The sequence below is a fragment of the Vibrio splendidus genome (genome assembly GCF_002873455.1).
In the GTDB taxonomy this organism is placed as follows: domain Bacteria; phylum Pseudomonadota; class Gammaproteobacteria; order Enterobacterales; family Vibrionaceae; genus Vibrio; species Vibrio splendidus_J.
This window is the reverse complement of sequence record NZ_MCUN01000054.1, coordinates 261,251-286,586: the sequence shown is the minus strand read 5'-3', so window position 1 is coordinate 286,586 and position 25,336 is coordinate 261,251. Positions and strand designations below refer to the sequence as shown.

Sequence of the window (25,336 nt, the reverse complement as noted above, 5' to 3'; positions counted from 1 at the left end):
CACAGTCATATCCGGTATTAACGAATAATACCGCGCTCAGAGTTCTCTAGCATTTCTAGCATAGGAGTAACCGAAGTAAACTCTTTCGCCATTTCAACTAAAGCCGCTTTCGCTTCTTCAAGTGTTTTACCTGAACGGTATAATTCTTTATACGCTTTCTGTAGTGCACGAATTTCTGGTTTCTCAAATCCGTTACGCTTCAAGCCCACTAGGTTAAGACCAAATGGAGCTGCATGGTTACCCTGTGCAAGCACGTACGGCAGTACATCTTGAACAACAGCAGAACAGCCGCCAATGTAAGCGTAAGCGCCAATTGAACAGAACGGGTGAATCGCAGAAAGTGCCATTACACCAGCGTAGTCACCCACAGTTACGTGACCGCCAAGGATAGCATTGTTACCAATATGAGTGTGGTTACCGACAATAACATCGTGCGCTACGTGAGCATTAACACAAAGTAAGTTGTCATCACCAATCACTGTAGTTGCTTTGTCTTGAGTTGTACCACGGTGGATTTGAACCGCCTCACGAATCACGTTTCGATCACCGATCACAACCGTAGTATCTTCGCCACCGTATTTCTTATCTTGGTTCTCTTCACCAATAACAGCATGTGGGAAGATGCGATTTTCTTTACCAATGGTTGTGTGACCTTTGATCACCACATGCGACATCACTTCAGTGTCGTCACCAATAGTCACGTTACCAGCAATGTAAGTGAAAGGCCCAACCGTCACGTTAGCACCGATAGTTACATCACCTTCGATTACTGCTGCCGGGTGAATTTTCGCTGTTTCATGAATCATATTAAAACTCTCTACGAGCACATTTAAGTTCAGCTGAACATACAACCACGCCGTCAACTTTAGCAACACCGTTAAACGATGCAATACCACGACGCTCTTTTAAGAACTCAACTTCGATAATCAGTTGGTCACCTGGCACGACTGGTTTACGGAATTTTGCTTTATCCACACTTGCAAAGTAGTAAAGCTCGTTACCAGAAGGGGCACCAAATGATTTAAATGCTAGAAGACCTGTTGCTTGAGCCATTGCTTCTAAGATCAACACGCCTGGGAATACAGGAAGTTGAGGGAAGTGGCCAGTGAACTGAGGTTCGTTGACAGTGACATTCTTAATCGCAGTCAGTGTTTTTTCTTTTTCAAAGCTAGTCACACGATCAACCATTAAGAATGGGTAGCGATGAGGTAATAGTTCCTGAATTTCAGTAATGTTCATCGTTGTCTGTTCAGTAGTCAAAGTCGTATTCCTATGTATATTCTTTATTTAATTAGAAGGATTATAAACGAAAAAGACTCGCTGTACGCGAGCCTTTTATTAGAAATGCTGGAATTATGATTCCGCGCTCTTCTCGATAAGTTTTTCAACGGTTTTCAAACGCTTGTTCATTTCATCAATACGATGCACACGCGTTGCTGTTTTACGCCAATCTTTATTTGGCTGTAAAGGAATACCCGAAGAGTACATGCCTTTCTCAGTGATGCTGCGCATTACCATCCCCATACCGGTGATTGTAACGCCGCCAACGATTTCAATATGACCATTAATCACACAACCGCCACCAATAATACAGTACTTACCTATCGTGGTACTGCCTGCGATGATAGTACCACCTGCAATAGCAGAACCATATCCGATGTGAACATTGTGAGCAATTTGAAGCTGGTTATCTAAGATAACGTTATCTTCAATGATTGTGTCATCTAATGCTCCACGGTCGATGGTTGTACACGCGCCAATTTCGACACGGTTACCAACGCGAACTGAACCGACTTGTGGGATCTTAACCCATTCACCTTTCTCGTTCGCATAACCAAAGCCATCAGAACCAATAACAGTGCTTGATTGAATCAAACACGCGTCGCCGATCACTACTTCATGGTAAACACTTACGTTAGCCCATAGCTTAGTGCCTGTGCCAATATTTGCGTTTTTACCAATAAAACAACCAGCTCCGATGATCACATCATCACCAAGTACCACACCAGACTCAATCACAGCGTTCGCACCAATAGACACATTTTGTCCAATGGTTGCATCGCTTGAAATTGAAGCAGAATCAGCAATAGCCGCTGCGGGTGCAGGAGTAGTATCAAGCGCTTGAGCAACTTTAGCAAAAGCAACGTAAGGGTCACTGACCACAATAACGTTGGTCTTACACAGTTCGCGCTCACTCTCTTTAACCATAATAGCGGATGCTTTACAGTCACCAAGATGCTTGCTGTACTTAACGTTCGAAAGGAACGTGATGTTACCTTCTTGCGCTTTATCCATAGGAGCAACTGCTGAAACGGTAACCGTACCGTCTCCGTGTAGCTCTCCCCCGGTAATCGTTGCCAATTCGGCTAAAGTCAGGTTCTTCATAAACTTATTTCAGTGATTTAATTACTTGCTCAGAGATGTTGTATTCCGGCTTGCCGTACTGCAGAGCTTGAATATCAACAATCATGTCGTAGCCTTCTTTCTCTGCAACTTTAGTTACAGCATCTTGAATCACTTTGAATAGCTTCTGCTTCTCTTGTGCTTCACGACGTTGGCTTGCTTTTTCTAGTGCTTGAGCTTTGATTTTGTACTTACTGTCTAGTTGACCGACTTCGATACGAAGTTTCTCAACTTCATCAGGGCCTAGTAGTTCGCCATCGCGCTTAAGCTTTTCAATCTTGGTTTTAGCTTCAGCTTGAATGCTCTGCAGCTCAGCTGCTTTATCTTTGAACTCTTCCTGCATTTTTTGAAGAACAACTTCGCGTTGAGGTAGAGCCTGGAATACTTGTGCAGTGTTTACATAACCCACTTTTTGCGCAGCTTCAGCAGCTGTTGCAAAGAAGGAGGAGCTAAGAACTACAAGGCCTAAACCTGCTGCTTTAATCATATTTTTCAAAATATTGTCCTTTAAATATTAGAAAGTTCTACCAATAGTAAATGTGAAGAATTCCTCATCATCACCTTCGTAAATTTTAACGGGTTTCGCTAGAGAGAAAACTAATGGGCCCATCGGCGACATCCATTGAAGGGCTGCACCATAAGATGAACGGTAATTTGTTGGATCAGAGTAATCGTAATAATATTTCCCACCATTAGTCGGCTTACCTCTATGAACAAACTCAGTATCCCACACGCTTGCCATGTCGAAGAAGACACTGGTTCGAATCTGGCTGCGCGCTTCATCAGAGGCAAAAGGCGTAGGTACAATTAACTCTAAGCTCGCCAATGCAACAGCATTGCCACCAACCGAATCATCGGTAGCTGTATCATAAGTTGGGTTATTACCTACACTACTTTCGTAAACAGCTTTTGGACCCGCTGAGTTAGAGCCAAAACCACGTAATGTTGTGAAGCCACCTGCGTAGTAATTCTCGTAGAATGGGAACAAGTTATCATTACCATCCGTTTGACCATAACCATTACCATAGCCTAATCGGCCACGCATCAATAGTGTAAACTCATGCTTTTTGGTCAGCGGGATGTAATGTTTCACATCGTACTGTGCTTTAAAGTATTTAACGTCAGAACCAGGTACCGTCATTTTATAGAAAGCACGTTGGTGATTACCCTCAGTTGGGAAGAAACCACGGTTAAGGTTGTTACGAGTCCAAGAAATATTGATATCGAAGTCATCGGTTAAGATGTTTTCATCGCCAGCTTGATCGATACTCTCCGCAAACTGTTGAGCTTGTACATACGTAGGAACATTACCAATCTTGTTATGCGTGTAACCGACACCAAATTCGATACGATTCAACTCATCCATAGGAAAGCCCCATGTTAGGCTGGTACCGTAACTTTGGTTGGTATAGTCGACAATATCCGCTTCAGAGGCTTCGAATTCGTTGTAGAAGATCTTACCGCCTAAGCTCACACCATCAAGGTTCCAGTATGGGTCACGATAGTCTAAGCTCACGTTCTTTTGGTAATCGTTCATCATGGCACTTACGCCAACACGGTTACCTGAACCCGCAAAGTTATCTTGCTGCAAACCAACTTGGAAGCTGACACCTGATTCAGTACCGTAACCAACACCAAAGTTGATGCTGCCTGAGTTTGCTTCCTTAACGTTGTAAACCAAGTCAACTTGGTCTTCACTGCCAGGAACACGTACCGTTTGCACATCAACCGTTTCAAAGAAACCTAAACGGTTAAGACGACCCTTACCGGTATCAATTGACTTAGAGTTAAGCCAGCTGCCTTCCATTTGACGCATTTCACGACGTAATACTTCATCTTTTGTCGAGTTATTGCCGGTGAATCGAATATCACGAACGTAGATACGGCTGCCCGCTTCTACATTAATAACCAATGACACTTCTTTAGTCTCATCGTCAAATTCAGGAATAGTACGCACTTGTGGGTACGCATAACCAGATTCACCAAGAATACGTTTTACACCCTCTTCTAGTGACGTCACAGAAGAGCCGTTGTACGTATCGCCGTCTTCAAATGGTACTAATGCTTCAAAATCAGCCTCACGGCCAATCAGCTCACCACGAAATGCGACATCTTTAACGGTGTAGGCTTCGCCTTCATCAATACCAAGCGTGATGTAAACGCCTTTCTTATCTGGAGAGATCGCTACTTGTGTAGAATCCACCTTAAATTTAAGGTAACCACGATCAAGATAGTACGATTTCAACGCCTCAATATCGCCAGCTAGCACTTGCTTCTGGTATTTTTCATCCGCAAGGAAATTCCACCATGCAACATCAACATTCAGGTTGAAACGGCTTAGTAGATCAGCGTCAGAGAAAACTTCATTACCGATAAAGTTGATTTGTTGAATCTTAGCGGATACGCCTTCAGTAAATACAAACTTAAGGTCAGAACGGTTACGTGGCAAAGGCGTTACAACCGCTTTTACTGTCGCGTTGTACTTACCAACACTGTAGTAAAAATCTTCAAGGCCTTTCTCTATGTTACTCAGCGTTGTGCGGTCAAGGGCTTCACCTTCACGAACACCAGATGCATCTAGGTTCTGCTGAAGTTGCTCTTCTTTGATCGCTTTGTTCCCTGAGAATGAAATGCTTGCGATGGTCGGTCGTTCTTTTACTTGAACAACTAAAACACCTTCATCGCGAAGGACCTTAACATCCTCAAAGTTACCTGAAGCATACAGTGCACGAATGATCTCAGATACATCGCCTTCATCCACTTCATCGCCAATACGCACTGGCATTTTCAGTAGAGCTGCACCAAGTGCAACACGCTGTAAACCTTCGATCTTGATATCTTGAACTACAAAGTTTTGTGCTCCGTTCGCAGCCACACTAGTGGCCAATAGACTTGCGAACAGAATTTGCTTAATCGCCATACTTATTCTAATTATTCCTTGCTACTACCAATGCCTGTGAGAAACCATTCACAGACGAGTAAAATCATTAAATATTGCCAGAGCCATCAAAGAGAAGAGGATTGCTCCTCCCACTCTGTATCCCATTTCCTGAATTTTTTCAGGAACCGGTTTACGAGTTATGGCCTCAATAGCGAAAAAGAGCAAATGTCCGCCATCAAGCATAGGCAGCGGAACCAAATTAATAATACCCAAATTGACACTAATCAGAGCTAAAAAGCCTAAGAAGTAAACCAAACCGTAATCGGCGGTTGTACCTGCACCTTTAGCAATTGAAATCGGGCCACTCAAGTTGTTTAAGCCGACATCACCAACGATGAGCTTCTTGAGCATTGTCAGCGTCAAACCAATAATTTGACCTGTTTTATCAAATGCTTTTCCTACAGACTCAATTACACCAAATTGTAACTCAAAGCGATAATCTTCTGGCCATTCTGCGACTTCTGGAGCAATACCCGCATAGCCGATTATAGAACCATCAGAAAGCTCTCGACTTTTGGGCGTCATAGATAACGACTGCTCAGAACCATTGCGAAGTACAATAAGGCTCATGGATTTCATCGGGTTCGAGCGAATTAACTCAACAACCGACTGCCACTGTTCAATTGGCTGCCCATTAATCTCAACAATTTTGTCGCCGGCTTCTAGCCCCGCAGAGTATGCAGCGCCATCATCAATGACTTGAGCAAGCACTGTTGATATCTCTGGAGAATACGGTCTAAAACCAAGCGTTGTCATTGCAGACTCAGTTTCTGGGTTGAACGACCAGTCTGAAATATCCAATGTCATCTGTTGCTCAAAACCAATATCGTCTTGAGAAGAAACCGTTACGGTCATGGACTGATCACCAATATGTGATATCAAACCCATATTAACTGATTCCCAATCTGCGGTTTTGATTCCTGAAATAGATTTAAGTTCCATTCCAGTTTCAATTCCGGCTTGTGCAACAATAGATTGAGGGGTCACTTCACCTATCACCGGTTTAACCGCTGGCACACCGATCAAAAAAACCAACCAATACGCAAACACTGCAAAGATAAAGTTAAATGCTGGGCCTGCACCCACTATCGCCGTGCGTTTCCACAATGGCTTCTTGTCAAAAGCGTATTGCTGTTCTTCTTCAGAAAGGTCGTCAACACGCCCATCGAGCATCTTAACGTAGCCGCCCAGCGGAATCACTGACAAGCTGTATTCAGTACCATCACGGCCGATCTTACTCCAGATTGATTTACCAAAACCAATCGAGAATTTTTCTACTTTCACACCACAACGACGAGCAACCCAGAAGTGTCCAAATTCATGAACAGCAACCAGAATACCAAGCGCTACAATAAAAGATGCGAAGTTCCACAGAATTCCACTCATGTTAGCTGCTCTTTAATAAATTGAATGGCTATTTGACGAGACATATTATCTAGCTCAAGCAGGCTTTCCAAGCTATCTAAGCCCTCAGAGCTATATTGTTCACATACTTTGCTCATAACATGCTCGTTAATGACAGCAATATCGGTAAACTTAACTCGATTATTCAAGAAAGCATCAACTGCAATTTCATTGGCAGCATTAATTGCTGTTGTTGCATGTTGCCCTAGGTAGCACGCTTCAATTGCCAACCTTAAACATGGGTAACGGCTCAAATCGGGTTCTAGAAAAGTAAGTTCGCCCACTTTGGTGAAATCCAGAGGTTTAACGCCAGCTTCTGTACGATCAGGGTAAGACATCGTCAAAGCGATTGGCGTCGCCATATCGGGTTCGCCCATTTGAGCAAGCACCGAGCCATCCTTGTACTGGACCATAGAATGAATCACAGACTGAGGATGAATAATGACTTTTAACTGTTCTTGAGAAGCATTAAATAGCCACTTAGCTTCAATGTACTCAAGACCTTTATTCATCATGGTCGCAGAGTCAACAGAGATCTTAGGGCCCATAGACCAGTTAGGGTGTGCAATAGCGCGAGCCGGTGTTACCGATTCTAACTCTGCAACATCCGTGTAGCGGAAAGGGCCACCAGAACCAGTCAAGAGAATATGGTTGATACCGTTCTCTTCCAGATTGCAACGACCTAGATGGGTTTGTACATTTTTCGGTAGGCATTGGAAGATAGCATTATGCTCACTGTCTACAGGAAGTAGTTCAGCACCGTACTTTTCCACGGCATCGATAAACAGTTGCCCAGACATCACCAAGGCTTCTTTATTAGCAAGCAAGATGCGCTTACCAGCCTTAACCGCAGCCATTGTAGGAAGTAAACCTGCCGCTCCTACAATCGCAGCCATTACCGTGTCCACTTCATCTAAAGAAGCAATCTGACACATGCCCTCAGAACCTGAAAGAACTTTGATATTTGGGTATTTCACAGATAACACATCGGTCAGCTGAGATGCTGCATCAGGGCAAGCCATAGCAACATAGCTTGGTTGCCACATTTCAACTAACGCCAGCATCTTTTCAACATTCGAGCCAGCAGCCAGTGCCAAGACCGAATAGAGATCTGAGTTTTGTTCAACGACTTTTAGTGTACTTGCACCAATTGAGCCGGTAGCGCCAAGAATAGTTAGATTTCGCATCACATATGACCGTAGAAATGAAATAAAGGGCAGAATCACTGCCCTTTTTATTAGAATGCTAAATAAAGAAGAGCAAAGACAGGGAATGCAGCCGTTAAGCTATCTATTCTATCAAGTATACCTCCATGACCAGGAATCAGATTACTGCTGTCTTTCACCCCAGAAACACGCTTAAACATGCTTTCAACAAGGTCGCCAAGAACAGAAATAACAACCGTCACAAGGGTAATAACAATCATGTGAAGAGGACTTGAGAATTGGATATCAAACAAGTCAGCAAAAATCCAAGCTATGATCACCGCTGTAATAATGCCACCAATAAGACCTTCAATCGTCTTATTCGGGCTTACCGCTGGTGCCATTTTACGCTTACCAAAACTCTTTCCTGAAAAATAAGCACCGCTGTCAGCTGCCCAAACGAGCAAACAAACAAACATTACCAATTTTGCACCGTGATAAGGATCAACATCGATACCGTTAGCACGCAGGATAACCACACTCCAGAAGAATGGTAGCAGAGTCAGCACGCCAAACGCGTGACGGAGGAGAGAGGAATCTTTCCATGCAGGCATAGACTTAGGATAAGTCACCGCCATACCACTCGCGATTACCCACCAAATAGAGCCAATCGTTAGAATGGTGTAGTGAGCGCTAGATAAGTGATTAAGGCTAAATGCATCAAAAGGGATAAAAGCAAAACTTGCAGCACTGACTACAACCGTTGGAATTAGTGCTAAATAACGCGATTTGCTTTCAACAAACTGAGTCCACTCCCAAAAGCCCAGTAGCGAAATTACCGCTAATGAAAGAATAAACGTGGGAAGTGATAACTCGAAAATACCTAGAATAACTAGGGGAGCTAAAATCAACGCCGTAATAATTCGTTGTTTCAAACCAAAAAATCCTTATTAACTGTCCATCAGAGCTTTAATTTGCTCACCTGTGCATCCAAAACGACGCTCGCGGTTTACAAACCAAGTCACAGCTTCGACTAAGCTGTCTTCATTAAAGTCTGGCCAGAATTGTTCAGTGAAATACATTTCAGCGTAAGCCAACTGCCAAAGCATAAAGTTACTAATTCGGCATTCACCACTGGTGCGGATAAGTAGATCAACTTCAGGAATATCTGCCATAGTCAGGTGCTGTGTAATCATAGCTTCATCAATGTCGTCTACATTAATATCGCCAGACTTTACCTGTTGAGCAATTGAGGTCATTGCCTGTTGGATATCCCACTTGCCGCCATAGTTGGCCGCAATATTAATAACCATACCCGTATTGGTGCTAGTCAAAGCTTCTGCTTCTTCTATCTTCTTTTGTAGTCGATCATTGAAACGACTTTTATCACCAATAACACGCAGTTGTAGATTATTTTTATGAAGTTTTTTTACTTCACTCGATAGCACTGAAATAAACAGTTCCATCAAGATACCAACCTCTTCTTCGGGACGACGCCAGTTCTCGCTACTAAACGCAAAAAGTGTAACGGCCTTAATGCCAAGTCTGGCAGATGAAGAGATGGTTTTACGAACGGCTTGAACACCGTTTTTATGACCAAAGACGCGAGGCTTGCCCTGAGCTTTTGCCCAGCGGCCATTACCATCCATAATGATAGCGATGTGTTTAGGAAGAGAGTCTGTGAACGCTTGAGAATTATGCATAAAAGAGTGAATCAAATTCTAATAGTCGGACAGAGTAGCATAAAAAAACGCTGAACCGTGAGTACAGCGTTTTTCCGGAAAGAAAAGATTATGGAAAGTTAAACTTCCATCAACTCTTTTTCTTTAATTGCTAGAACTTCATCTACGTTCTTAACCGCAGCGTCAGTTAGCTTTTGAATTTCGTCTTGTGCTTTACGATCTTCATCTTCAGAGATTTCTTTGTCTTTCAGAAGTGCTTTTAGATCGCCATTCGCGTCACGACGGATGTTACGGATAGCAACACGGCCACCTTCAGCTTCACCACGAACGATTTTAACTAGGTCTTTACGACGCTCTTCCGTTAACGCTGGAAGTGGTACACGAATAACCGTGCCAGCAGACATAGGGTTTAGGCCTAAGTCAGATGTCAGGATTGCCTTTTCAACTAGAGGCGTTAGTGTTTTATCAAACACTGTAATTGCTAGTGTACGTGCATCTTCTGCAATAACGTTAGCAACTTGAGCCAAAGGCGTTGGTGCACCGTAGTACTCTACAGTAAGGCCAGACAGTAAGCTTGGGTGAGCACGGCCTGTACGAATCTTTTGCAGGCTATTTTTAAGTGCATCTACACTTTTATCCATACGCTCTTGAGCGTCTTTTTTGATTTCGTTAATCACAATTTCACCTTGATTATGTTCTTTCTTCAAGAAAGCTTTTTATTTGGAGTGATAAGGATAAGCTTACCAAAGCATCACACCTCAGTAAGCCCGAAAAATTAGTCAGCGTCGCTGATTAATGTACCTTCAGTTTCACCCATAACCACGCGACGTAGTGCGCCTGGTTTATTCATGTTAAATACACGGATTGGCATTTTGTGATCACGAGCTAGCGTAAATGCAGCCAAATCCATCACTTTAAGTTCTTTTTCAAGAATCGTGTTGTAAGACAACGTATCATACAGCTCTGCGTCTGGGTTTGCTACTGGGTCAGCAGTAAATACGCCATCTACCTTTGTCGCTTTTAGAACTACGTCAGCTTCAATTTCGATACCACGTAGACACGCAGCAGAATCTGTAGTGAAGAATGGGTTACCAGTACCAGCAGAGAAGATCACAACACGACCTTGACGTAGTTGGCTGATTGCATCTGCCCAGTTGTAGTCGTCACACACACCTTTAAGAGGGATAGCTGACATTACACGTGCATTTACGTAAGCACGGTGCAGAGCGTCACGCATTGCAAGGCCGTTCATTACCGTAGCTAGCATACCCATGTGGTCACCAACAACGCGGTTCATACCTGCTTCAGCAAGGCCTGCACCACGGAAAAGGTTACCGCCACCGATAACAACACCTACTTGAACACCTAGTTCAACCAATTCTTTTACTTCTTGAGCCATACGATCAAGGACCGTCGCGTCAATACCAAAACCTTCTTCGCCTTGTAGTGCTTCGCCGCTAAGTTTTAACAGAATACGTTGATATGCTGGTTTAGGGTTCGTAGTCATGGAGTTTACCTTCCAAAGAGTTGATGATTAACAGTCATGGATAAAAACTGAAGAGCTCAGTTTGCATTCATAACAGCTAACAGCCGAAAATAATTCATTATTCATAAAAAGACCGCAGCATTTGCCACGGTCTTTTTCAATCAATACGCTAAGGATTAACCTTGTTGTACCGCTGCAACTTCGTCTGCGAAGCTCATTTCAGCTGCTTTCTCGATACCTTCACCAACTTCTAAACGAACGAAGTTAGTAACTGATGCGCCTTTCTCTTTAAGAATGTCAGCAACAGTTTTCTTAGGTTCCATGATGAAAGCTTGACCAGTAAGAGATACTTCGCCCGTGAATTTCTTCATACGGCCGATAACCATTTTCTCAGCGATCTCTTGTGGTTTGCCTTCGTTCATAGCGATTTCAACTTGAACAGCTTTTTCTTTTTCTACTACGTCTGCAGGTACGTCAGTTGGGTTAACGTACTCAGGCTTAGAAGCAGCAACGTGCATAGCGATGTGCTTAAGCGTTTCAGCTTCGCCTTCACCAGCAACAACAACACCGATTTTCTCGCCGTGACGGTAAGAAGCTAGTGCAACACCTTCAACAAGCTCAACACGACGGATGCTGATGTTCTCACCGATCTTAGTTACTAGAGCGATACGTGCGTCTTCAAATTTAGCTTGAAGTGCAACGATGTCTAGACGTTCAGCTAGAGCAGCTTCAGCAACTTCGTTAGCGAATGCAAGGAAACCTGCATCTTTAGCTACGAAATCAGTTTGGCAGTTCACCTCAAGAAGAGCAGCAACGCCAGCGTCTTCTTTAATGATGATTGTGCCTTCAGCAGCAACGTTACCAGCTTTTTTAGCTGCTTTCGCTGCGCCAGATTTACGCATGTTTTCAATTGCTAGCTCGATGTCGCCTTCAGCAGCAACAAGCGCTTTTTTACATTCCATCATGCCCGCAGCTGTGCGTTCACGAAGTTCTTTAACTAGAGCTGCAGTTACAGTTGCCATTCTCTATTCCTCAGTAAATTCTAAAAAAGATAAAAAACAGGGGCCTAATTAATTGGCCCCTGATATTGACTGTATTCAGTTCTTAAGCCATCGATTATGACCGCTTAATATGAACTAAATATGGCTCAGAGCCGCTATTATTCAGCTTCTACAAAACCGTCTTTTTCAGCAGCTACAGCAGCAACATCTTTGTTACGACCTTCTTTAACCGCGTCTGCAGCAGCGTTTAGGTAAAGCTGTACTGCACGGATTGCATCATCGTTACCTGGGATAACGAAATCAACACCGTCTGGGTTAGAGTTAGTATCAACTACAGCGTAAACTGGGATACCTAGGTTGTTTGCTTCTTTAACTGCGATGTGTTCGTGATCAGCATCGATAACGAATAGAGCGTCTGGAAGGCCGCCCATGTTCTTGATACCACCAAGAGATTTCTCTAGCTTCTCCATTTCACGAGTACGCATTAGAGCTTCTTTCTTAGTAAGCTTGTCGAAAGTACCGTCTTGAGCTTGCGCTTCAAGTTCTTTCAGACGCTTGATAGACTGACGAACAGTTTTGTAGTTCGTTAGCATACCGCCTAACCAGCGGTTGTTAACGTAAAACTGGTTGCTGTTGATAGCAGCTTCTTTAACAGCTTCAGATGCAGCACGCTTAGTACCAACAAAAAGAACTTTACCTTTCTTCTCGCCAACTTTAGCAATTTCAGCTAGAGCTTCGTTGAACATTGGTACAGTTTTTTCTAAGTTGATGATATGAACTTTGCTACGAGCACCAAAGATGAATGGCTTCATTTTTGGGTTCCAGTAACGAGTTTGGTGACCGAAGTGAACACCAGCTTTAAGCATATCGCGCATTGATACAGTTGCCATTTTAAAATCCTCTATGGGGTTAGGCCTCCACACTCCCCATGAATCCGACCCCTAACAACTAACCACTTTTCAGCCGTTATCTGTGTTGTTGAGGCACCCCGGAACATGTGTCGGAATGTGTGTGATTTAAAGAAATAAGTTAGTGGACACAAAGCTTGTTTCGCCAAATGGAGAAAACAGTCCTGATGTCCGGCGCGCTTTATACCATATTTTGTCTATCTATGGCTAGAAAAAAATCTAAAAATGGCGACTGCTATACTGATCTTTGACGCTGTATTTCTCTTATAAATAGTATCAATAACACAAGAAGCAAACCGTCTAAATTTGAACACTATTCAATCATGCTTAGTAATATCCACCAGCATTATATGGGTATCAGAATGTTGCGCTAAAATGCTGCACTGCTAGAATAGCCCCAATATGCACACTTAGGTGCTACCAAATTTAAGAGATATGCAATGGCTGTAAAAATTAAAACTGCTGAAGAAATTGAAAAAATGCGCGTCGCTGGCAAGCTGGCTTCAGAAATTCTAGAGATGATTGAACCTCACATCCAAGTGGGTACAACGACAGAAGAGCTAAACCAAATCTGTCATGAGTACGCCCTAGAAAGAGGCGCATATTCAGCACCACTTGATTACCACGGTTTCCCTAAGTCAATCTGTACATCTATCAACCACATCGTGTGTCACGGTATTCCAGCATCACAAGATGAGACTGGTAGCACCGGTCAATTCAAACCTGCAGTACTAAAAGATGGCGACATTTTAAACGTTGATATCACTGTGATTGTTCCTGATGACGAAAATGCTGATCTAAGTGTTCGTCCACAAGGCTACCACGGTGACACATCTAAGATGTTCCTTGTGGGTGAAGTTTCTCCAGCAAACAAACGTCTGTGTATGGTTGCTCAAGAAGCACTTTACGAAGGCATGCGTCAGGTTAAACCAGGTGTTCAACTTGGCCAAATCGGTACTGCTATTGAGAAGTACATCAAAACAAACAACAAGAACAACCCACGCGCTAAATTCTCTATTGTAAAAGATTACTGTGGCCACGGTATTGGTTCTGAGTTCCACGAAGATCCACAGGTCGTTCACTACAAAAACAGTGACCGTACCGTACTGAAAGCAGGCATGTGTTTCACAATCGAGCCTATGATCAATGCGGGTAAATTTGGCTGCCGTCTAGATGACGAAGATAGCTGGACAGTGTACACAGCCGACAGCAAGAACTCAGCTCAGTGGGAACACACTCTGGTTGTAACGGATACTGGTTGCGAAGTACTAACACTACGCAGCGACGATACGATTCCACGCATCATGAAGAACGCTTAGTTCAAGAAGCTAAATACCTCAGACTTTTAAAAATATCCTCGCATTGTCGAGGATATTTTTTTATCCGCTCAATTTCGATTTTCCATCAGCTTCTGTTAAATTGTTTACTATTCTCATTTGCTTGCACGGATAGCAGACTATGCCTTATCAATGCCCTCTTACGTTCAATGACGAACAGATTGAAATCTGCGAAATAAAAAATCAGCTCGAAATCTTCACGCAGTATCAAAAAAGTGAATTTCTGAATCATCACCCAGTTACCGACTTGGTGCTGCTTCGTTCCGAATACATGGATTTGCTTCTCAATCGTTTATGGGAGCATTTCGGATTCAACAAACTGCCGCATATCGCGCTGGTAGCTGTAGGCGGCTATGGTCGTGGTGAGCTACATCCTTTGTCCGATATTGATATCCTCATCGTCTCGCAAAAAACGTTGCCCCCCGCAATGGGTGAAAAAGTCAGTCAATTCATCACCCTTCTGTGGGATTTAAGATTAGAAGTCGGCCACGCTGTGCGTACTATTGCCGAATGTATGGATATCGGCATCGATGATTTAACGGTTGCGACCAACCTACAAGAGTCTCGTTTACTTTGCGGCAGTGAAGACACCTTTCAAGAGTTAAAGCTAAAGATTCATTCCGATTCATTTTGGCCAAGTGAGACCTTTTACAAGGCTAAGATTCAAGAACAGAGAGAGCGTCATGCTCGCTACCACGACACCACCTACAATCTAGAACCGGACATCAAATCAACACCAGGTGGATTAAGAGACATCCACACCCTGAGTTGGGTAGCACGTCGCCATTTTGGTGCCACATCTCTACTTGAGATGAGCAAATACGGATTCCTAACCGATGCTGAATATCGCGAACTAGTCGAATGCCAAGATTTCTTATGGCGCGTTCGCTTTGCATTACATATCGAACTGCGCCGGTACGACAACCGCCTCACGTTTGCCCATCAAGCTCAAGTAGCGGAACACCTGGGTTACAGTGGAGAAGGTAACCGTGGCGTCGAGATGATGATGAAAGAGTTCTATCGAACACTTCGTCGTGTAGCAGAGCTCAACAAAATGCTCCTTAAACTGTTTGACCAAGCGATCATCAACGGTGGTCAAACGCAAGAAGCGGAAATTCTCGACAACGACTTCCAACGTCGAGGCTCACTGATCGAAGCCCGTAAGCCTGCCCTATTCCAAGCTCGTCCGGAAACGATTCTCGATATGTTTATCCATATCGCGAATGACTCTTCCATCGAAGGGGTCAGCCCACCAACCTTGAGACAGTTACGTACCGCACGTCGCCGATTGAACCGCTTCTTGCACACCATTCCTGAAGCGCGTGACAAGTTCATGGATTTGGTTCGCCACCCAAATGCACTACACAAAGCCTTTAGCTTGATGCACAAATTGGGCGTACTATCGGCCTATTTGCCACAATGGAGCCAAATTGTCGGCCAAATGCAGTTTGATCTGTTTCACGTATACACCGTGGATGAACACAGTATTCGCCTACTCAAACACATCAACCGTTTTGGCCAAATCGAGAACCACGATAAGCACCCTATCTGTTGTGAAGTGTATCCACGAGTTCAAAAGAAAGAGCTGTTGATTCTGGCGGCAATCTTCCACGACATAGGTAAAGGCCGCGGCGGAGACCACTCAGAAATTGGCGCTGTTGAAGCTTACTCTTTCTGTATTGAACACGGCTTGTCTAAACCCGAAGCCAAACAAGTCGCGTGGTTGGTGCAAAATCACCTATTAATGTCAGTAACGGCTCAACGCCGTGACATCTACGACCCTGATGTGATCACCGAGTTCGCTAAGAAAGTTCGCGACGAAGAGTCATTAGAACTGCTGGTGTGCCTAACGGTAGCCGATATCTGTGCGACCAACCCAGAACTATGGAACAGCTGGAAACGTACCCTACTCGCAGAACTGTTCCATTCTACGCAGCGCGCACTGCGTCGCGGCTTGGAAAACCCAGTCGATGTCAGAGACCGTATTCGTCATAACCAGCAAATGGCATCTGCACTGCTGCGTAAAGAAGGCTTCACGGCTCGTGAGATTGAGGTGTTGTGGCAGCGTTTCAAAGCTGACTATTTCTTGCGTCATACACACACTCAAATCGCATGGCACTGTGAACACTTACTTCGCTTAGAAGATCCGAGTCAACCTTTAGTGCTTATCAGCCAAAAAGCGACACGTGGCGGCACAGAGGTATTCGTTTACTGTAAAGACCAAGCTGCACTTTTTGCGACTGTGGTTGCCGAGCTCGATAGACGCAACTTTAACGTTCACGACGCACAAGTCATGGTCAGTAAAGATGGCCACGTTTTGGATACCTTTATCGTACTGGATCAGCACGGCGAAGCGATTGATGAGGCAAGACACAAAGCCGTCGCTAAGCATCTAACTCATGTTCTGGCTGATGGCCGCCCGACTAAGATTAAGACTCGTCGTACGCCACGTAACTTGCAGCATTTCAAGGTAAAAACCTTGGTTGAGTTCTTACCAACCAAAAGCAAGAAACGCACCTTGATGGAATTAAGAGCTCTTGATACGCCGGGATTGTTGGCTCAAGTCGGTGCAACCTTTGCAGAGTTAGACATCAATTTGCACGGTGCGAAAATCACCACCATAGGTGAGCGAGCTGAAGATTTGTTTATTCTGACCAGTGACGCGGGAGGAAGACTGTCTGAAGAACAAGAACAAGCACTAAGAGAAAGGTTAACTGAGCATGTTTCAGAACTCGCACCTTAGAAAACTAATTTAGTACTAAAAGTCAGTTATAACGAGGAAACAAGTTTAGCTCTAAGAACAGCTTTAATAGCCAAATAAGTGTGGGCAAAGATAGAGAGCGATCTTGCCCACAACTTACAATCAATTCACAGATATCAACTATCTAGCTCGTCGTTAGGCTGCTACATTGATCAAGTCAATTACATAAAAGTATTACATTCATAACCTAGAGGTCGCTTATGTATCCAAACCTCACTGGCTTAGGTATCCACGAACCTAAACAGATTGAACGTTACTCCCTTCGCCAAGAAGCTCATAAAGATATCCTGAAGATTTACTTTCGTAAGCAGAAAGGTGAACTGTTCGCGAAAAGCGTTAAGTTTAAGTACCCACGACAAGTAAAAAGTGTGCTTGTTAGCGGCGGCAATAATCAATACAAAGAAGTGACAGAGATTAACCGCAACCTCACTCTTGTGATTGATGAACTCAACAAGATCACCAAACCTACGCCAACCGCTGAGGTCGATGTGAAGCAGAAGATCCTTACCGACTTACGCCACTTAGAGAAGGTTGTATCAAGTAAGATCGCAGAGATCGAAGCCGATCTAGAAAAGCTGAAATGATCCCGCGGTGAGCGACTAACTAACATTAGTTTTACCGCTAAGATTGCATAGACACAAAAAGGGCTGATATCACTATCAGCCCTTTATTTTTATTCTATTTTCTATGTTTACTAGACGCCTGGTCTTTACTTAGACGACCGTGCTTCAGCATTCACCAAGCTGGTATCCCACTCAAAGGTTTCAAACAACCTTAGCCACGTTTCATCTAGGCTGGCCTTCATTACTAGTTCTTTCTTTGTAAAAGGATGAATGAAACGCAACTCAGAAGCGTGCAACAACAAACGGTGCGAATCTAAATCATCGCGGAACAGTCGGTTGTGCTTACCATCACCATGTGAAGTATCACCAACGATTGGATGTCTTAGATGAGCCATGTGACGACGCAGCTGATGTTTACGTCCTGTCTTTGGCATCATCTCGACTAAGCAGTAACGACTGGTAGGAAAACGGCCTGTTGAATACGGCACTTCGACTTTCGCTAACGGCTCGTAAACGGTGACGGCTTCTTGTGGTTCTTTGTCTTCTTTCGCGAACTTATCGGCGATCTTATCCAGTTCAACCTTAAGCGCATAATCGAGCGTATCGCCCTCTTCTATCCACCCACGCACAATCGCATGATAAGTCTTTTGCATCTCATGGTTGGCGAACATCGGCATCACCTCAGAGGCAACCTCACTCGACAGTGCGAACACCAACACACCAGATGTCGGTCGGTCTAAACGATGCAGAGGAAAGACGTGCTGACCAATTTGGTCACGCAGAGTCTGCATCACAAACTGAGTCTCGTGTTTATCCAACCATGAGCGATGCACTAGCATACCCGCAGGCTTATTCACAGCGACAAAATACTCATCTTGATAAATGATCTCTAACATTACGCGCATACCTCATCAATGCTCAGAATCGTCACTAGCAATTCCGCTTTCTCTGCCTCATTTTTCCACACTTCACCAAAATAAGGATGAATAGCAAAGCCTTTAGGTAGGCTCATTTGTGCATCCATCATTGCATTGATCTTAACGATAAAGATCCACTGCAACCACTCTTCCGGTTGTAGCGAATCAATCGCAAAAGGCTCTACGCTCGCCAGAGCTTCATCCGAAGGCGAAACATCGCTCCATAGGGAACATTGGCGCATTTGTTGTTCTAATTGTTGAAGTAAAAGAGGTAACTTTGTGGCAGCTGTCATTTTTCACCAAGTTATTTATCTAGTGACCTTGAAATTGGGGCATAGAGTACCATCTATTTAGGAAAGAAAGTTAGGAGCTTTATTACTATGGAAACGATTCACACGCTCACTCAGTTATTAAAGAATAGCGGTTGCCAATACGATATTTACGACCTAGGTCGCCGTATCCAGAAGATCGACAACACCCTATTCTCTGATGTTGAGCAGGGGAAACAGCCGTACCCATTTCCACTTCAGAAACAAGCTCACTTAGCGATTAGCTACTGGAACGAACACAAGCAACCGTGGATCTGGTTTCTAAAATTCAAACTCGATGAGAGAGGCTTACTGCATCAAGGAGATGTGGGTAATTTCCTCAAGTTTGTTATTGAAGCAATGGGCACACGCTTGAACGGCGAAATCAGCGAAGAGCAACAACAAAAGCTGTCAAACAACCCTTATACCTTCAAGCCTTCTGAAGACAAAATGGCGGTCTTCCATAGTCAAGTAAGATCAGGTTTAGACCTTGCGACGAGCCAATACTACGAACACGCTCAACACTACTTCACGGGTGAGCTAGGTTGGGATAACTGGAAAACGGTTGGGCTACAAGGCATCACTGATATGTGTGCTCGCCTAGGCAGCCAACAAAACGGTGTTGCAATTCGTAAAGCCATCAATAAGCTGCCATCAGAACCGCTATACGCGACACTCGGGGCGCTTGAGCACACACAAATCAATGACAAACTCGCGCAACGCTTACAAGAGATGGCTGACAATGAGATTCACAGTCAAGAACCGGATCTGTTCTTACTCTCAGCACTGGTTCGTGCCCTGTCCGGTGCAGAACAAGGGATCGCGAATAACATCATTAACCAAGTTCTCGCTAGTCCACGCTTGAGCCACCAAGAAGTGTTGATTGGTTTAGCAGGTCGCAGTTGGCACGCACTACAAGACCCTGCTATTGCTGAGCAATTCTTACTGCGTCTCGCACAAACGGGCAATCAAAACCTGTTCAATCAGTTATTTGCAGATTTAGTGATGATTCCGACACTAAGAATGGTATTTTTACCCTTGTTGAATTCGAACCCATCACCTGAGCTCGCAAACGCATTGATTGAGTTACAACAAGCGGCTAAGTCTCAATAACGAACTGACGACTAACTCAGGAACGGGCTTGCTCTATAGCTCGTTGAAATACGCTGTAATTACCAATTGGAATAGAGATAAAAAGGAAGTATGGATTAAATGATAGATAACTTATTGGCTATTTTGATGCTGTGCTTCTTTTGCTTTTTCTTTTGGCAGCAGCGCAGGCAATCAGAGCTTGCGAAAACTGCCATTGCTAGAAAATGTAAAGAGCTCGACTTGCAGCTATTAAGCGTTGCCTTCAGTGGTCATAAATTTAAGATGCGCCATGAGCTAACCACCATTTGGCGCTGGCATACTGTGTACCAATTTGAGTTTTCAGCATTGGGTGATGACCTGTACCAAGGAAAACTGACCATGGTGGGTTTCCGCTCTATGCGGTTTGAGCTACAGCCTCATAGAATGTAACGTCGCAAAACTCGGTATAACGATATTCATGATAAGGGCCAAACTGATCTTGTCTGGTCTCTTTAAATGCAAAGCCTAATTTTTCCAATAGTTTAATGGATGGGTTGTGGCCGACATTCACAGTCGCAACAACATTCGTTAAACGCTCTTCAAAGCGCACCAAACTAAAGAAAGGTTTTAGTACCTCACTAGCAAAGCCTTGATTCCAGTATTTTTTATCCAAAATAAAGCCAAGTTCATGCTTACCCTTTTCCGATGAAACAAAGACATGCCCAAGATATTCACGGGTTTGGTTGTGGATGATCGCGCGGCAGAAGCCTACGTTATCTTGTAGTATTTCTTGAAAAAGATGCTTCGCAGAGGCAAAAGAGTGAGGCCCGTTCATTTCAGCACGATTAATGGGGCAGCAATTTAACTTGATAAAGTCGAGTTGTAACTGTTCGGTATAAGGTACCAACAGCGTTCTTGAGGTTGCTATCGTCATAAAACACTCCTTGTGTTGACCATTAGCAGAAAAGCAGATGTCGCGCTCTTAGATAAAAGCTCCTGAATTAAAGAGAGCCCCTAGATAGAGAAAAAGCCTTAGGAAAAGAAAAGCCCCGACACCGAAGTGTCAGGGCTAGGGTCTTACTCGCAGCAGTCCGGCTACTAATTAATGCTCCATGCATCATCCATAATAGTGGCTGTAATCCTTCAGCTCTTTCCTTTACTTCGCCGTCCTAGCGGTGTCCAATCATCCTAAAAGCTAACAATCCTAGTTAGCGCACATCACTTGTTCCGTGAGCGGTGTCCTTTACATCGTCCTGATGCTAATCCAACCCTTTAAATCCTAAAGGTGTCCATTGTCATTCCGTTGCAGCTAACTTCCTGTTAACTGACTGTATCCCTACAATGTCCTTACGCTCCATGCTTGACTACTCAATCCTAAGTAACCAAATCTTCATCCTGAAGATAACCAAATCCTTGGTGCTTTCCTGTTCCGTGTCAGAATCCTTCCGACAAGGTTTAATTTACGCGATTTAAGATTTCGGACAATAGATTTGCATCACATTTTGAATTCAATAAAGTTGTTAATTATATAAAACAATTAAAATTCAAAAACTTAGCCATATGCATATCAATCTCTCTAGAGAACTATTTGTGTTATCTCACAGCCTTTGTAAGAGATCTCTCACACGCGATGGGCTGTTTTATGATTCGCTATCATTCACTGGAGCGAGTAAAATGACCAAATACTAAAAATGGAGGTCAACATGCTGACAAAAGATGTGTCTGAAGAGTTGAAATCAGTGCTTGAAGGACTGCAAGCACAAGGGAAAGAGCCGACTGTTGCTTTAGTTAAAGCTCGCATGAGCACATCTGTGCCGATGCCAGCTTTGATCACAACCATCAAGAGCTGGAAAAGTGCGAATCGTGTACCTAAAGTGGAAGTCGCGACACAAGAAGAGCCGGCACTTGATCGTGTTAGCCAACTGGAAAAGCAAATCCTTGAACTTACCGCTCGCGTTGCCACGCTAGAAACCAAGTTAACTGATCAATAAATTAACGGAACAATAAGTTAACTGGTCAATAAGGCAACTGAGCAATGAGTTGACCGATAAATAAGCTAACAGAGAAATAGAACACTATGAAGATATGGGTTGATGCGGACGCTTGTCCCAAGGTTATCCGAGAAACAATCGTACGCGCAGCTGAACGCACAAGGGTCGAATGTACCTTTGTCGCGAACCATTTAGTTCCCGTTCCCAAGCGTAATAACATTCACTCAATTCAAGTCCCAAGCGGATTTGATATTGCAGATGATGAAATCGTAAAACGCACTGAACCCGGCGATCTGGTGATTACCTCTGACATTCCTCTGGCTGACGAAGTGATCACCAAAGGTGCGCTTGCTTTAAGCTCTCGCGGCGAGCTTTACACCAAAGAGACCATTAAAGCGCGTCTCAACATTCGTGACTTTATGGATACTATGCGTTCAAGTGGTATTCAAACTGGCGGACCAAGCACCCTTTCTCAAACCGACCGTCGTGAGTTCGCAAACCACCTCGATCGCCTGCTAGCTAAACGCTAACCGTAGCCTTTCTAATGACGACAACTTTAGAAGTCGTCATTTAGTCGCTATAACCCCGATGAAATTTTAATCGACATACTCCGTTCTTGATATTTATTATAATAACGGAGTATTGCTTATGATTCGTCGAATCGCCCTCTCGCTATCCATTGTTTTTGGCAGCACCCAACTTTCTTTTGCTGATGAAGACTTTGCCGATGAGCTCTTTGCTGAACAAGAGTACGGAATCATCGGAGGCAGCATCACCTATGGTGAAAGTGTTTTCTCGACTAAAAGTGCCCCTCAATTTGGTGCGACACCCAACCTATTCTATTCAGGTCCAAAAGGCTTTATCGATGGTAGCTTAGCCAATTGGCAATTGCTGCCTTACGTCGGATTATCTGGAAATTGGCGCTTTGCTGAAGTGTCAGACACTTTTGTAGACCTACCTAACGGCATTCAAAACAGAGATGGTAATGGAGAACTGGGGATAACCTTAGGAACGGTAGGCGCACGCCTCACCTACTTACACGATGTGACTTCAGAACATGATGGCTACGAAGTTCAGCTTCACTTAGGCAGAACGTTAGAAACCTGGACACAGCCATTCACCATTACGCCCTACCTAGAAGTCGATTATCGAGACAAGAAACTGTCCAATCACCTTTATGGTATTTCTAACACCGAATCTTCTGCCTCAGGGTTAAGTTCGTTTGATGCGGGGTCGACCTTTGTTTATCAAGCGGGATTAATCGGGCTTTATGAGTTCACGCCAACTTGGATTGGTATCGCTCGAGCAGACCTAATTCATCACGACAGCGACAGCGCATTAATACAGCGAGATTTAGGCTGGTCATTCGAACTAGGCGTCACCTATCGGTTTGCGGGATTGTAAGTTTACGACTCAACTAAAAAGAGCCTGCATCAATGCAGGCTCTTTCGTATCTCGTCTTTTATTCAGTTGATAAGCGAATCGAAATGTCCGCCCATTACTGTTAACTAAGGCGTGTAGAAAGTTGCCGCGCCTGGACCTACTGGCAGACCGAATACGAAGACCCATAGGTAGAACAAGATGCTCCAACCGAACATGAATACCATGGAATAAGGCAACATGGTCGCGATCAGTGTACCAATACCAAGGTTCTTCATGTAGCGAGTTGCTACAGCAAGGATAAGGCCGAAGTAGCTCATCATTGGTGTAATGATGTTCGTTGTTGAATCACCGATACGGTAAGCCGCTTGAATCGTTTCAGGTGCGTAACCTACTAGCATCAACATTGGAACAAAGATTGGCGCTGTTACTGCCCACTGTGCAGAAGCTGAACCGATCATCAGGTTAATGAAGCCACACATTAGGATGAATGCGAAGAACAACATTGGACCCGTTAGGCCGATATCCTGAAGAAATGTTGCGCCACCTACAGCGACCACTTGACCAAAGTTCGTCCACTTAAAGAAAGCAACAAACTGTGCAGCAAAGAATACAAGAACGATGTACATGCCCATTGAAGACATAGACGTTGCCATTGCATTGATCACATCACGGTCATTCTTCATTGAACCCGTAACTTTGCCGTAAACAAAGCCAGGAATAGCAAAGAATACAAAGATAAACGCGACGATACTTTTCAGGAATGGAGAACCTGAAATCGTACCTGCCTCTGAACGCAGAACACCGTCAGCAGGAACCACAGTCCAAGCTAAAAGCGCACTCACGATTAATACAGCAACACCCGCTAGCTTAAGGGCTTTCTTCTCAATAGCAGTAAGCTTACCCATTGAGTCATTTGAAAGATCTTCAGACGCGTCTTCGTCGTTGTATTTACCCAATTTAGGTTCAACAATCTTCTCTGTTACCAATGCACCGGCAATCGAAATAAAGAAGGTCGAAACAAACATGAAGTACCAGTTTGATTCAGGGCCAACAGAGTAAGAAGGATCAAGCATTTGTGCCGCTGTTTCTGTAATACCAGAAAGCAGTGGATCAACCGTACCGATAAGTAGATTTGCAGAGTAACCACCAGAGACACCAGCAAATGCTGCCGCTAGACCTGCTAATGGGTGACGACCCAATGAGTGGAAAAGCATTGCTGCAAGAGGGATAAGAACTACGTAACCCAGCTCAGATGCCGTGTTAGAGATAATACCGGCAAATACCACGGTTACAGTAACCATGCGCTGAGATGCGCCCATTACCATGCCGCGCATTGCCGCAGATAATAGACCTGAGTGTTCAGCAATCGTAACACCTAGCATTGCAACAAGCACAGTACCAAGTGGCGCAAAGCCAACAAAGTTCGAAACTAGATTCGTTACGATTAGTTGTAAGCCTTCAGCATTAAGTAAGCTTACAACGTGGATCATGCCATCAGCAGCACGACCGCTAGCACCTTCTGGGCGAGGATCCATTACAGACACTTCGAAATAACCAGCAATTCCTGAAGAGACTAGAATTGCGACACAGAAGATTGCGAAAAGAGTGATCGGGTGGGGTAAAAGGTTCCCCAAATATTCAACGCCATCGAGAAAGCGGGTAAAAATAGGTTTCTTTGGCGAGTTGTTTTTTATTGAAGCTGATGAACTCATCAGTTCCCTCCTTGTAGTGATTCCTGTGCAATTGTGACAAAAATGTTCAAATTGCCAGCGCAGAGTACGCGACAAAATTATCAATTAGAAATTCGAAATGTTACAAAGTGTGTAACAAATGAATACTTTTAACTCTATTTGAACAATTAATTAGCAAATAAATCTATATTAAATACAAAAACTAGATTTATAATTCACAAAAACACATTCACTACAAAAATAACTGGCGATATAACTCATTGATTCATTTGAAAATAAAACACAGCATACGCTAATTTAACGCGCGATATTTTGCAAGGTTCCTCTCGAAGGAAAAGAAAAAC

25 protein-coding genes are annotated in these 25,336 nt (G+C 43.9%); 8 read left to right on the top strand and 17 right to left on the bottom strand.

The genetic code is table 11. The features are described from left to right. Nucleotides 1–17: 17 nt before the first annotated feature. From lpxA to rpsB, 13 genes are all read right to left on the bottom strand, one after another. Nucleotides 18–806, bottom strand: a complete 789-nt coding sequence (gene lpxA, locus BCU75_RS23395) for an acyl-ACP--UDP-N-acetylglucosamine O-acyltransferase (protein ID WP_102475234.1) — start codon at nt 804–806, stop codon at nt 18–20. A 1-nt stretch (nt 807) separates the two neighbouring features. Then, nucleotides 808–1,260 (bottom strand): 3-hydroxyacyl-ACP dehydratase FabZ, encoded by a 453-nt coding sequence (gene fabZ / locus BCU75_RS23390; RefSeq protein ID WP_076674214.1) that lies wholly within the window; start codon nt 1,258–1,260, stop codon nt 808–810. Nucleotides 1,261–1,353: 93 nt separating this feature from the next. Then, entirely contained in the window at nt 1,354–2,385 is a 1,032-nt protein-coding gene (gene lpxD / locus BCU75_RS23385) for a UDP-3-O-(3-hydroxymyristoyl)glucosamine N-acyltransferase (protein ID WP_017093244.1), read from the bottom strand. 4 nt (nt 2,386–2,389) lie between these two features. Next, entirely contained in the window at nt 2,390–2,890 is a 501-nt protein-coding gene (locus tag BCU75_RS23380) for an OmpH family outer membrane protein (protein ID WP_004734343.1), read from the bottom strand. 27 nt (nt 2,891–2,917) lie between these two features. Continuing rightward, complete coding sequence (gene bamA / locus BCU75_RS23375) at nt 2,918–5,323, bottom strand: outer membrane protein assembly factor BamA (RefSeq protein ID WP_102475233.1); 2,406 nt, start codon at nt 5,321–5,323, stop codon at nt 2,918–2,920. A 48-nt stretch (nt 5,324–5,371) separates the two neighbouring features. Then, a complete protein-coding gene (gene rseP / locus BCU75_RS23370; RefSeq protein ID WP_076674209.1) occupies nt 5,372–6,730 on the bottom strand; it encodes a sigma E protease regulator RseP in 1,359 nt (452 codons plus the stop codon). After that, nucleotides 6,727–7,935, bottom strand: coding sequence for a 1-deoxy-D-xylulose-5-phosphate reductoisomerase (gene ispC / locus BCU75_RS23365; protein ID WP_102467002.1), 1,209 nt, complete (start codon nt 7,933–7,935; stop codon nt 6,727–6,729). Before ispC ends, rseP begins: the two co-directional genes overlap by 4 nt. Nucleotides 7,936–7,985: 50 nt before the next feature. Beyond that, nucleotides 7,986–8,828: a phosphatidate cytidylyltransferase gene (locus tag BCU75_RS23360; protein ID WP_102467003.1), complete on the bottom strand. Its 843-nt coding sequence runs from the start codon at nt 8,826–8,828 to the stop codon at nt 7,986–7,988. A gap of 15 nt (nt 8,829–8,843) precedes the next feature. Further along, nucleotides 8,844–9,596: an isoprenyl transferase gene (locus BCU75_RS23355; protein WP_029222668.1), complete on the bottom strand. Its 753-nt coding sequence runs from the start codon at nt 9,594–9,596 to the stop codon at nt 8,844–8,846. A gap of 98 nt (nt 9,597–9,694) precedes the next feature. After that, on the bottom strand, nt 9,695–10,252 hold the full coding sequence (gene frr / locus BCU75_RS23350; protein ID WP_076674205.1) for a ribosome recycling factor: 558 nt from the start codon (nt 10,250–10,252) through the stop codon (nt 9,695–9,697). Between the two features lie 98 nt (nt 10,253–10,350). After that, nucleotides 10,351–11,082 carry a UMP kinase gene (gene pyrH, locus BCU75_RS23345; protein ID WP_017072669.1) on the bottom strand — a complete coding sequence of 244 codons (732 nt, stop codon included), beginning with the start codon at nt 11,080–11,082 and terminating at the stop codon, nt 10,351–10,353. 155 nt (nt 11,083–11,237) lie between these two features. After that, nucleotides 11,238–12,083, bottom strand: a complete 846-nt coding sequence (gene tsf / locus BCU75_RS23340) for a translation elongation factor Ts (protein WP_102475232.1) — start codon at nt 12,081–12,083, stop codon at nt 11,238–11,240. A 137-nt stretch (nt 12,084–12,220) separates the two neighbouring features. Continuing rightward, the gene (gene rpsB / locus BCU75_RS23335) at nt 12,221–12,952 is read right to left on the bottom strand and encodes a 30S ribosomal protein S2 (protein WP_032500394.1); all 732 of its coding nucleotides are present in this window, start codon (nt 12,950–12,952) and stop codon (nt 12,221–12,223) included. Between the two features lie 458 nt (nt 12,953–13,410). On the opposite strand from rpsB, the gene map reads away from it, so the two are divergent. The 3 genes from map (at nt 13,411) to BCU75_RS23320 (ending at nt 17,652) form a co-directional block, all read left to right on the top strand. After that, nucleotides 13,411–14,289 (top strand): type I methionyl aminopeptidase, encoded by an 879-nt coding sequence (gene map, locus BCU75_RS23330; protein ID WP_004734352.1) that lies wholly within the window; start codon nt 13,411–13,413, stop codon nt 14,287–14,289. A 139-nt stretch (nt 14,290–14,428) separates the two neighbouring features. After that, on the top strand, nt 14,429–17,050 hold the full coding sequence (gene glnD / locus BCU75_RS23325) for a bifunctional uridylyltransferase/uridylyl-removing protein GlnD (protein ID WP_076674202.1): 2,622 nt from the start codon (nt 14,429–14,431) through the stop codon (nt 17,048–17,050). Between the two features lie 218 nt (nt 17,051–17,268). Continuing rightward, nucleotides 17,269–17,652, top strand: coding sequence for a DUF3461 family protein (locus BCU75_RS23320; RefSeq protein ID WP_004734354.1), 384 nt, complete (start codon nt 17,269–17,271; stop codon nt 17,650–17,652). A gap of 125 nt (nt 17,653–17,777) precedes the next feature. Here BCU75_RS23320 and truC read toward each other — a convergent pair whose 3' ends face one another. Together truC and BCU75_RS23310 are read right to left on the bottom strand one after the other, a co-directional pair. Beyond that, nucleotides 17,778–18,527: a tRNA pseudouridine(65) synthase TruC gene (gene truC, locus BCU75_RS23315; protein ID WP_102467005.1), complete on the bottom strand. Its 750-nt coding sequence runs from the start codon at nt 18,525–18,527 to the stop codon at nt 17,778–17,780. Then, complete coding sequence (locus tag BCU75_RS23310) at nt 18,527–18,841, bottom strand: YqcC family protein (protein WP_017107176.1); 315 nt, start codon at nt 18,839–18,841, stop codon at nt 18,527–18,529. Before BCU75_RS23310 ends, truC begins: the two co-directional genes overlap by 1 nt. An 87-nt stretch (nt 18,842–18,928) precedes the next feature. Here BCU75_RS23310 and BCU75_RS23305 point away from each other — a divergent pair, with 87 nt between their 5' ends. Continuing rightward, nucleotides 18,929–19,969, top strand: a complete 1,041-nt coding sequence (locus BCU75_RS23305) for a DUF3549 family protein (RefSeq protein ID WP_102475231.1) — start codon at nt 18,929–18,931, stop codon at nt 19,967–19,969. A 99-nt stretch (nt 19,970–20,068) separates the two neighbouring features. Next, complete coding sequence (locus BCU75_RS23300) at nt 20,069–20,377, top strand: DUF3301 domain-containing protein (protein WP_004734358.1); 309 nt, start codon at nt 20,069–20,071, stop codon at nt 20,375–20,377. On the opposite strand, the gene BCU75_RS23295 is transcribed toward BCU75_RS23300, so the two are convergent. Then, entirely contained in the window at nt 20,343–20,861 is a 519-nt protein-coding gene (locus BCU75_RS23295; protein WP_102475230.1) for a GNAT family N-acetyltransferase, read from the bottom strand. The two genes, BCU75_RS23300 and BCU75_RS23295, sit on opposite strands and share 35 nt — an antisense overlap. Nucleotides 20,862–21,630: 769 nt before the next feature. Here BCU75_RS23295 and BCU75_RS23290 point away from each other — a divergent pair. The 3 genes from BCU75_RS23290 to BCU75_RS23280 all read left to right on the top strand — a co-directional run bounded on the left by BCU75_RS23290 (nt 21,631) and on the right by BCU75_RS23280 (nt 23,322). Then, nucleotides 21,631–21,918 (top strand): hypothetical protein, encoded by a 288-nt coding sequence (locus BCU75_RS23290; protein ID WP_102475229.1) that lies wholly within the window; start codon nt 21,631–21,633, stop codon nt 21,916–21,918. 86 nt (nt 21,919–22,004) lie between these two features. Continuing rightward, nucleotides 22,005–22,448 (top strand): YaiI/YqxD family protein, encoded by a 444-nt coding sequence (locus tag BCU75_RS23285; protein WP_102475228.1) that lies wholly within the window; start codon nt 22,005–22,007, stop codon nt 22,446–22,448. 118 nt (nt 22,449–22,566) lie between these two features. After that, a complete protein-coding gene (locus tag BCU75_RS23280; protein ID WP_102475227.1) occupies nt 22,567–23,322 on the top strand; it encodes a MipA/OmpV family protein in 756 nt (251 codons plus the stop codon). 104 nt (nt 23,323–23,426) lie between these two features. Here the strand turns inward: BCU75_RS23280 and BCU75_RS23275 are convergent, their stop codons facing one another. After that, nucleotides 23,427–25,013, bottom strand: coding sequence for an AbgT family transporter (locus BCU75_RS23275; protein WP_102475226.1), 1,587 nt, complete (start codon nt 25,011–25,013; stop codon nt 23,427–23,429). Between the last annotated feature and the right edge of the window lie 323 nt (nt 25,014–25,336).

What these genes read in the sequence shown, in the direction of transcription:
- pyrH (WP_017072669.1), bottom strand. Translation starts at nt 11,082, where the DNA reads ATGACTACGAACCCTAAACCAGCATATCAACGTATTCTGTTAAAACTT.
- BCU75_RS23320 (WP_004734354.1), top strand. Translation starts at nt 17,269, where the DNA reads ATGTATCCAAACCTCACTGGCTTAGGTATCCACGAACCTAAACAGATT.
- ispC (WP_102467002.1), bottom strand. Translation starts at nt 7,935, where the DNA reads ATGCGAAATCTAACTATTCTTGGCGCTACCGGCTCAATTGGTGCAAGT.
- tsf (WP_102475232.1), bottom strand. Translation starts at nt 12,083, where the DNA reads ATGGCAACTGTAACTGCAGCTCTAGTTAAAGAACTTCGTGAACGCACA.
- map (WP_004734352.1), top strand. Translation starts at nt 13,411, where the DNA reads ATGGCTGTAAAAATTAAAACTGCTGAAGAAATTGAAAAAATGCGCGTC.
- BCU75_RS23355 (WP_029222668.1), bottom strand. Translation starts at nt 9,596, where the DNA reads ATGCATAATTCTCAAGCGTTCACAGACTCTCTTCCTAAACACATCGCT.
- BCU75_RS23275 (WP_102475226.1), bottom strand. Translation starts at nt 25,013, where the DNA reads ATGAGTTCATCAGCTTCAATAAAAAACAACTCGCCAAAGAAACCTATT.
- glnD (WP_076674202.1), top strand. Translation starts at nt 14,429, where the DNA reads ATGCCTTATCAATGCCCTCTTACGTTCAATGACGAACAGATTGAAATC.
- rseP (WP_076674209.1), bottom strand. Translation starts at nt 6,730, where the DNA reads ATGAGTGGAATTCTGTGGAACTTCGCATCTTTTATTGTAGCGCTTGGT.
- lpxD (WP_017093244.1), bottom strand. Translation starts at nt 2,385, where the DNA reads ATGAAGAACCTGACTTTAGCCGAATTGGCAACGATTACCGGGGGAGAG.
- BCU75_RS23300 (WP_004734358.1), top strand. Translation starts at nt 20,069, where the DNA reads ATGATAGATAACTTATTGGCTATTTTGATGCTGTGCTTCTTTTGCTTT.
- rpsB (WP_032500394.1), bottom strand. Translation starts at nt 12,952, where the DNA reads ATGGCAACTGTATCAATGCGCGATATGCTTAAAGCTGGTGTTCACTTC.
- truC (WP_102467005.1), bottom strand. Translation starts at nt 18,527, where the DNA reads ATGTTAGAGATCATTTATCAAGATGAGTATTTTGTCGCTGTGAATAAG.
- lpxA (WP_102475234.1), bottom strand. Translation starts at nt 806, where the DNA reads ATGATTCATGAAACAGCGAAAATTCACCCGGCAGCAGTAATCGAAGGT.
- BCU75_RS23280 (WP_102475227.1), top strand. Translation starts at nt 22,567, where the DNA reads ATGATTCGTCGAATCGCCCTCTCGCTATCCATTGTTTTTGGCAGCACC.
- BCU75_RS23290 (WP_102475229.1), top strand. Translation starts at nt 21,631, where the DNA reads ATGCTGACAAAAGATGTGTCTGAAGAGTTGAAATCAGTGCTTGAAGGA.
- BCU75_RS23295 (WP_102475230.1), bottom strand. Translation starts at nt 20,861, where the DNA reads ATGACGATAGCAACCTCAAGAACGCTGTTGGTACCTTATACCGAACAG.
- BCU75_RS23310 (WP_017107176.1), bottom strand. Translation starts at nt 18,841, where the DNA reads ATGACAGCTGCCACAAAGTTACCTCTTTTACTTCAACAATTAGAACAA.
- BCU75_RS23285 (WP_102475228.1), top strand. Translation starts at nt 22,005, where the DNA reads ATGAAGATATGGGTTGATGCGGACGCTTGTCCCAAGGTTATCCGAGAA.
- bamA (WP_102475233.1), bottom strand. Translation starts at nt 5,323, where the DNA reads ATGGCGATTAAGCAAATTCTGTTCGCAAGTCTATTGGCCACTAGTGTG.
- BCU75_RS23305 (WP_102475231.1), top strand. Translation starts at nt 18,929, where the DNA reads ATGGAAACGATTCACACGCTCACTCAGTTATTAAAGAATAGCGGTTGC.
- BCU75_RS23380 (WP_004734343.1), bottom strand. Translation starts at nt 2,890, where the DNA reads ATGATTAAAGCAGCAGGTTTAGGCCTTGTAGTTCTTAGCTCCTCCTTC.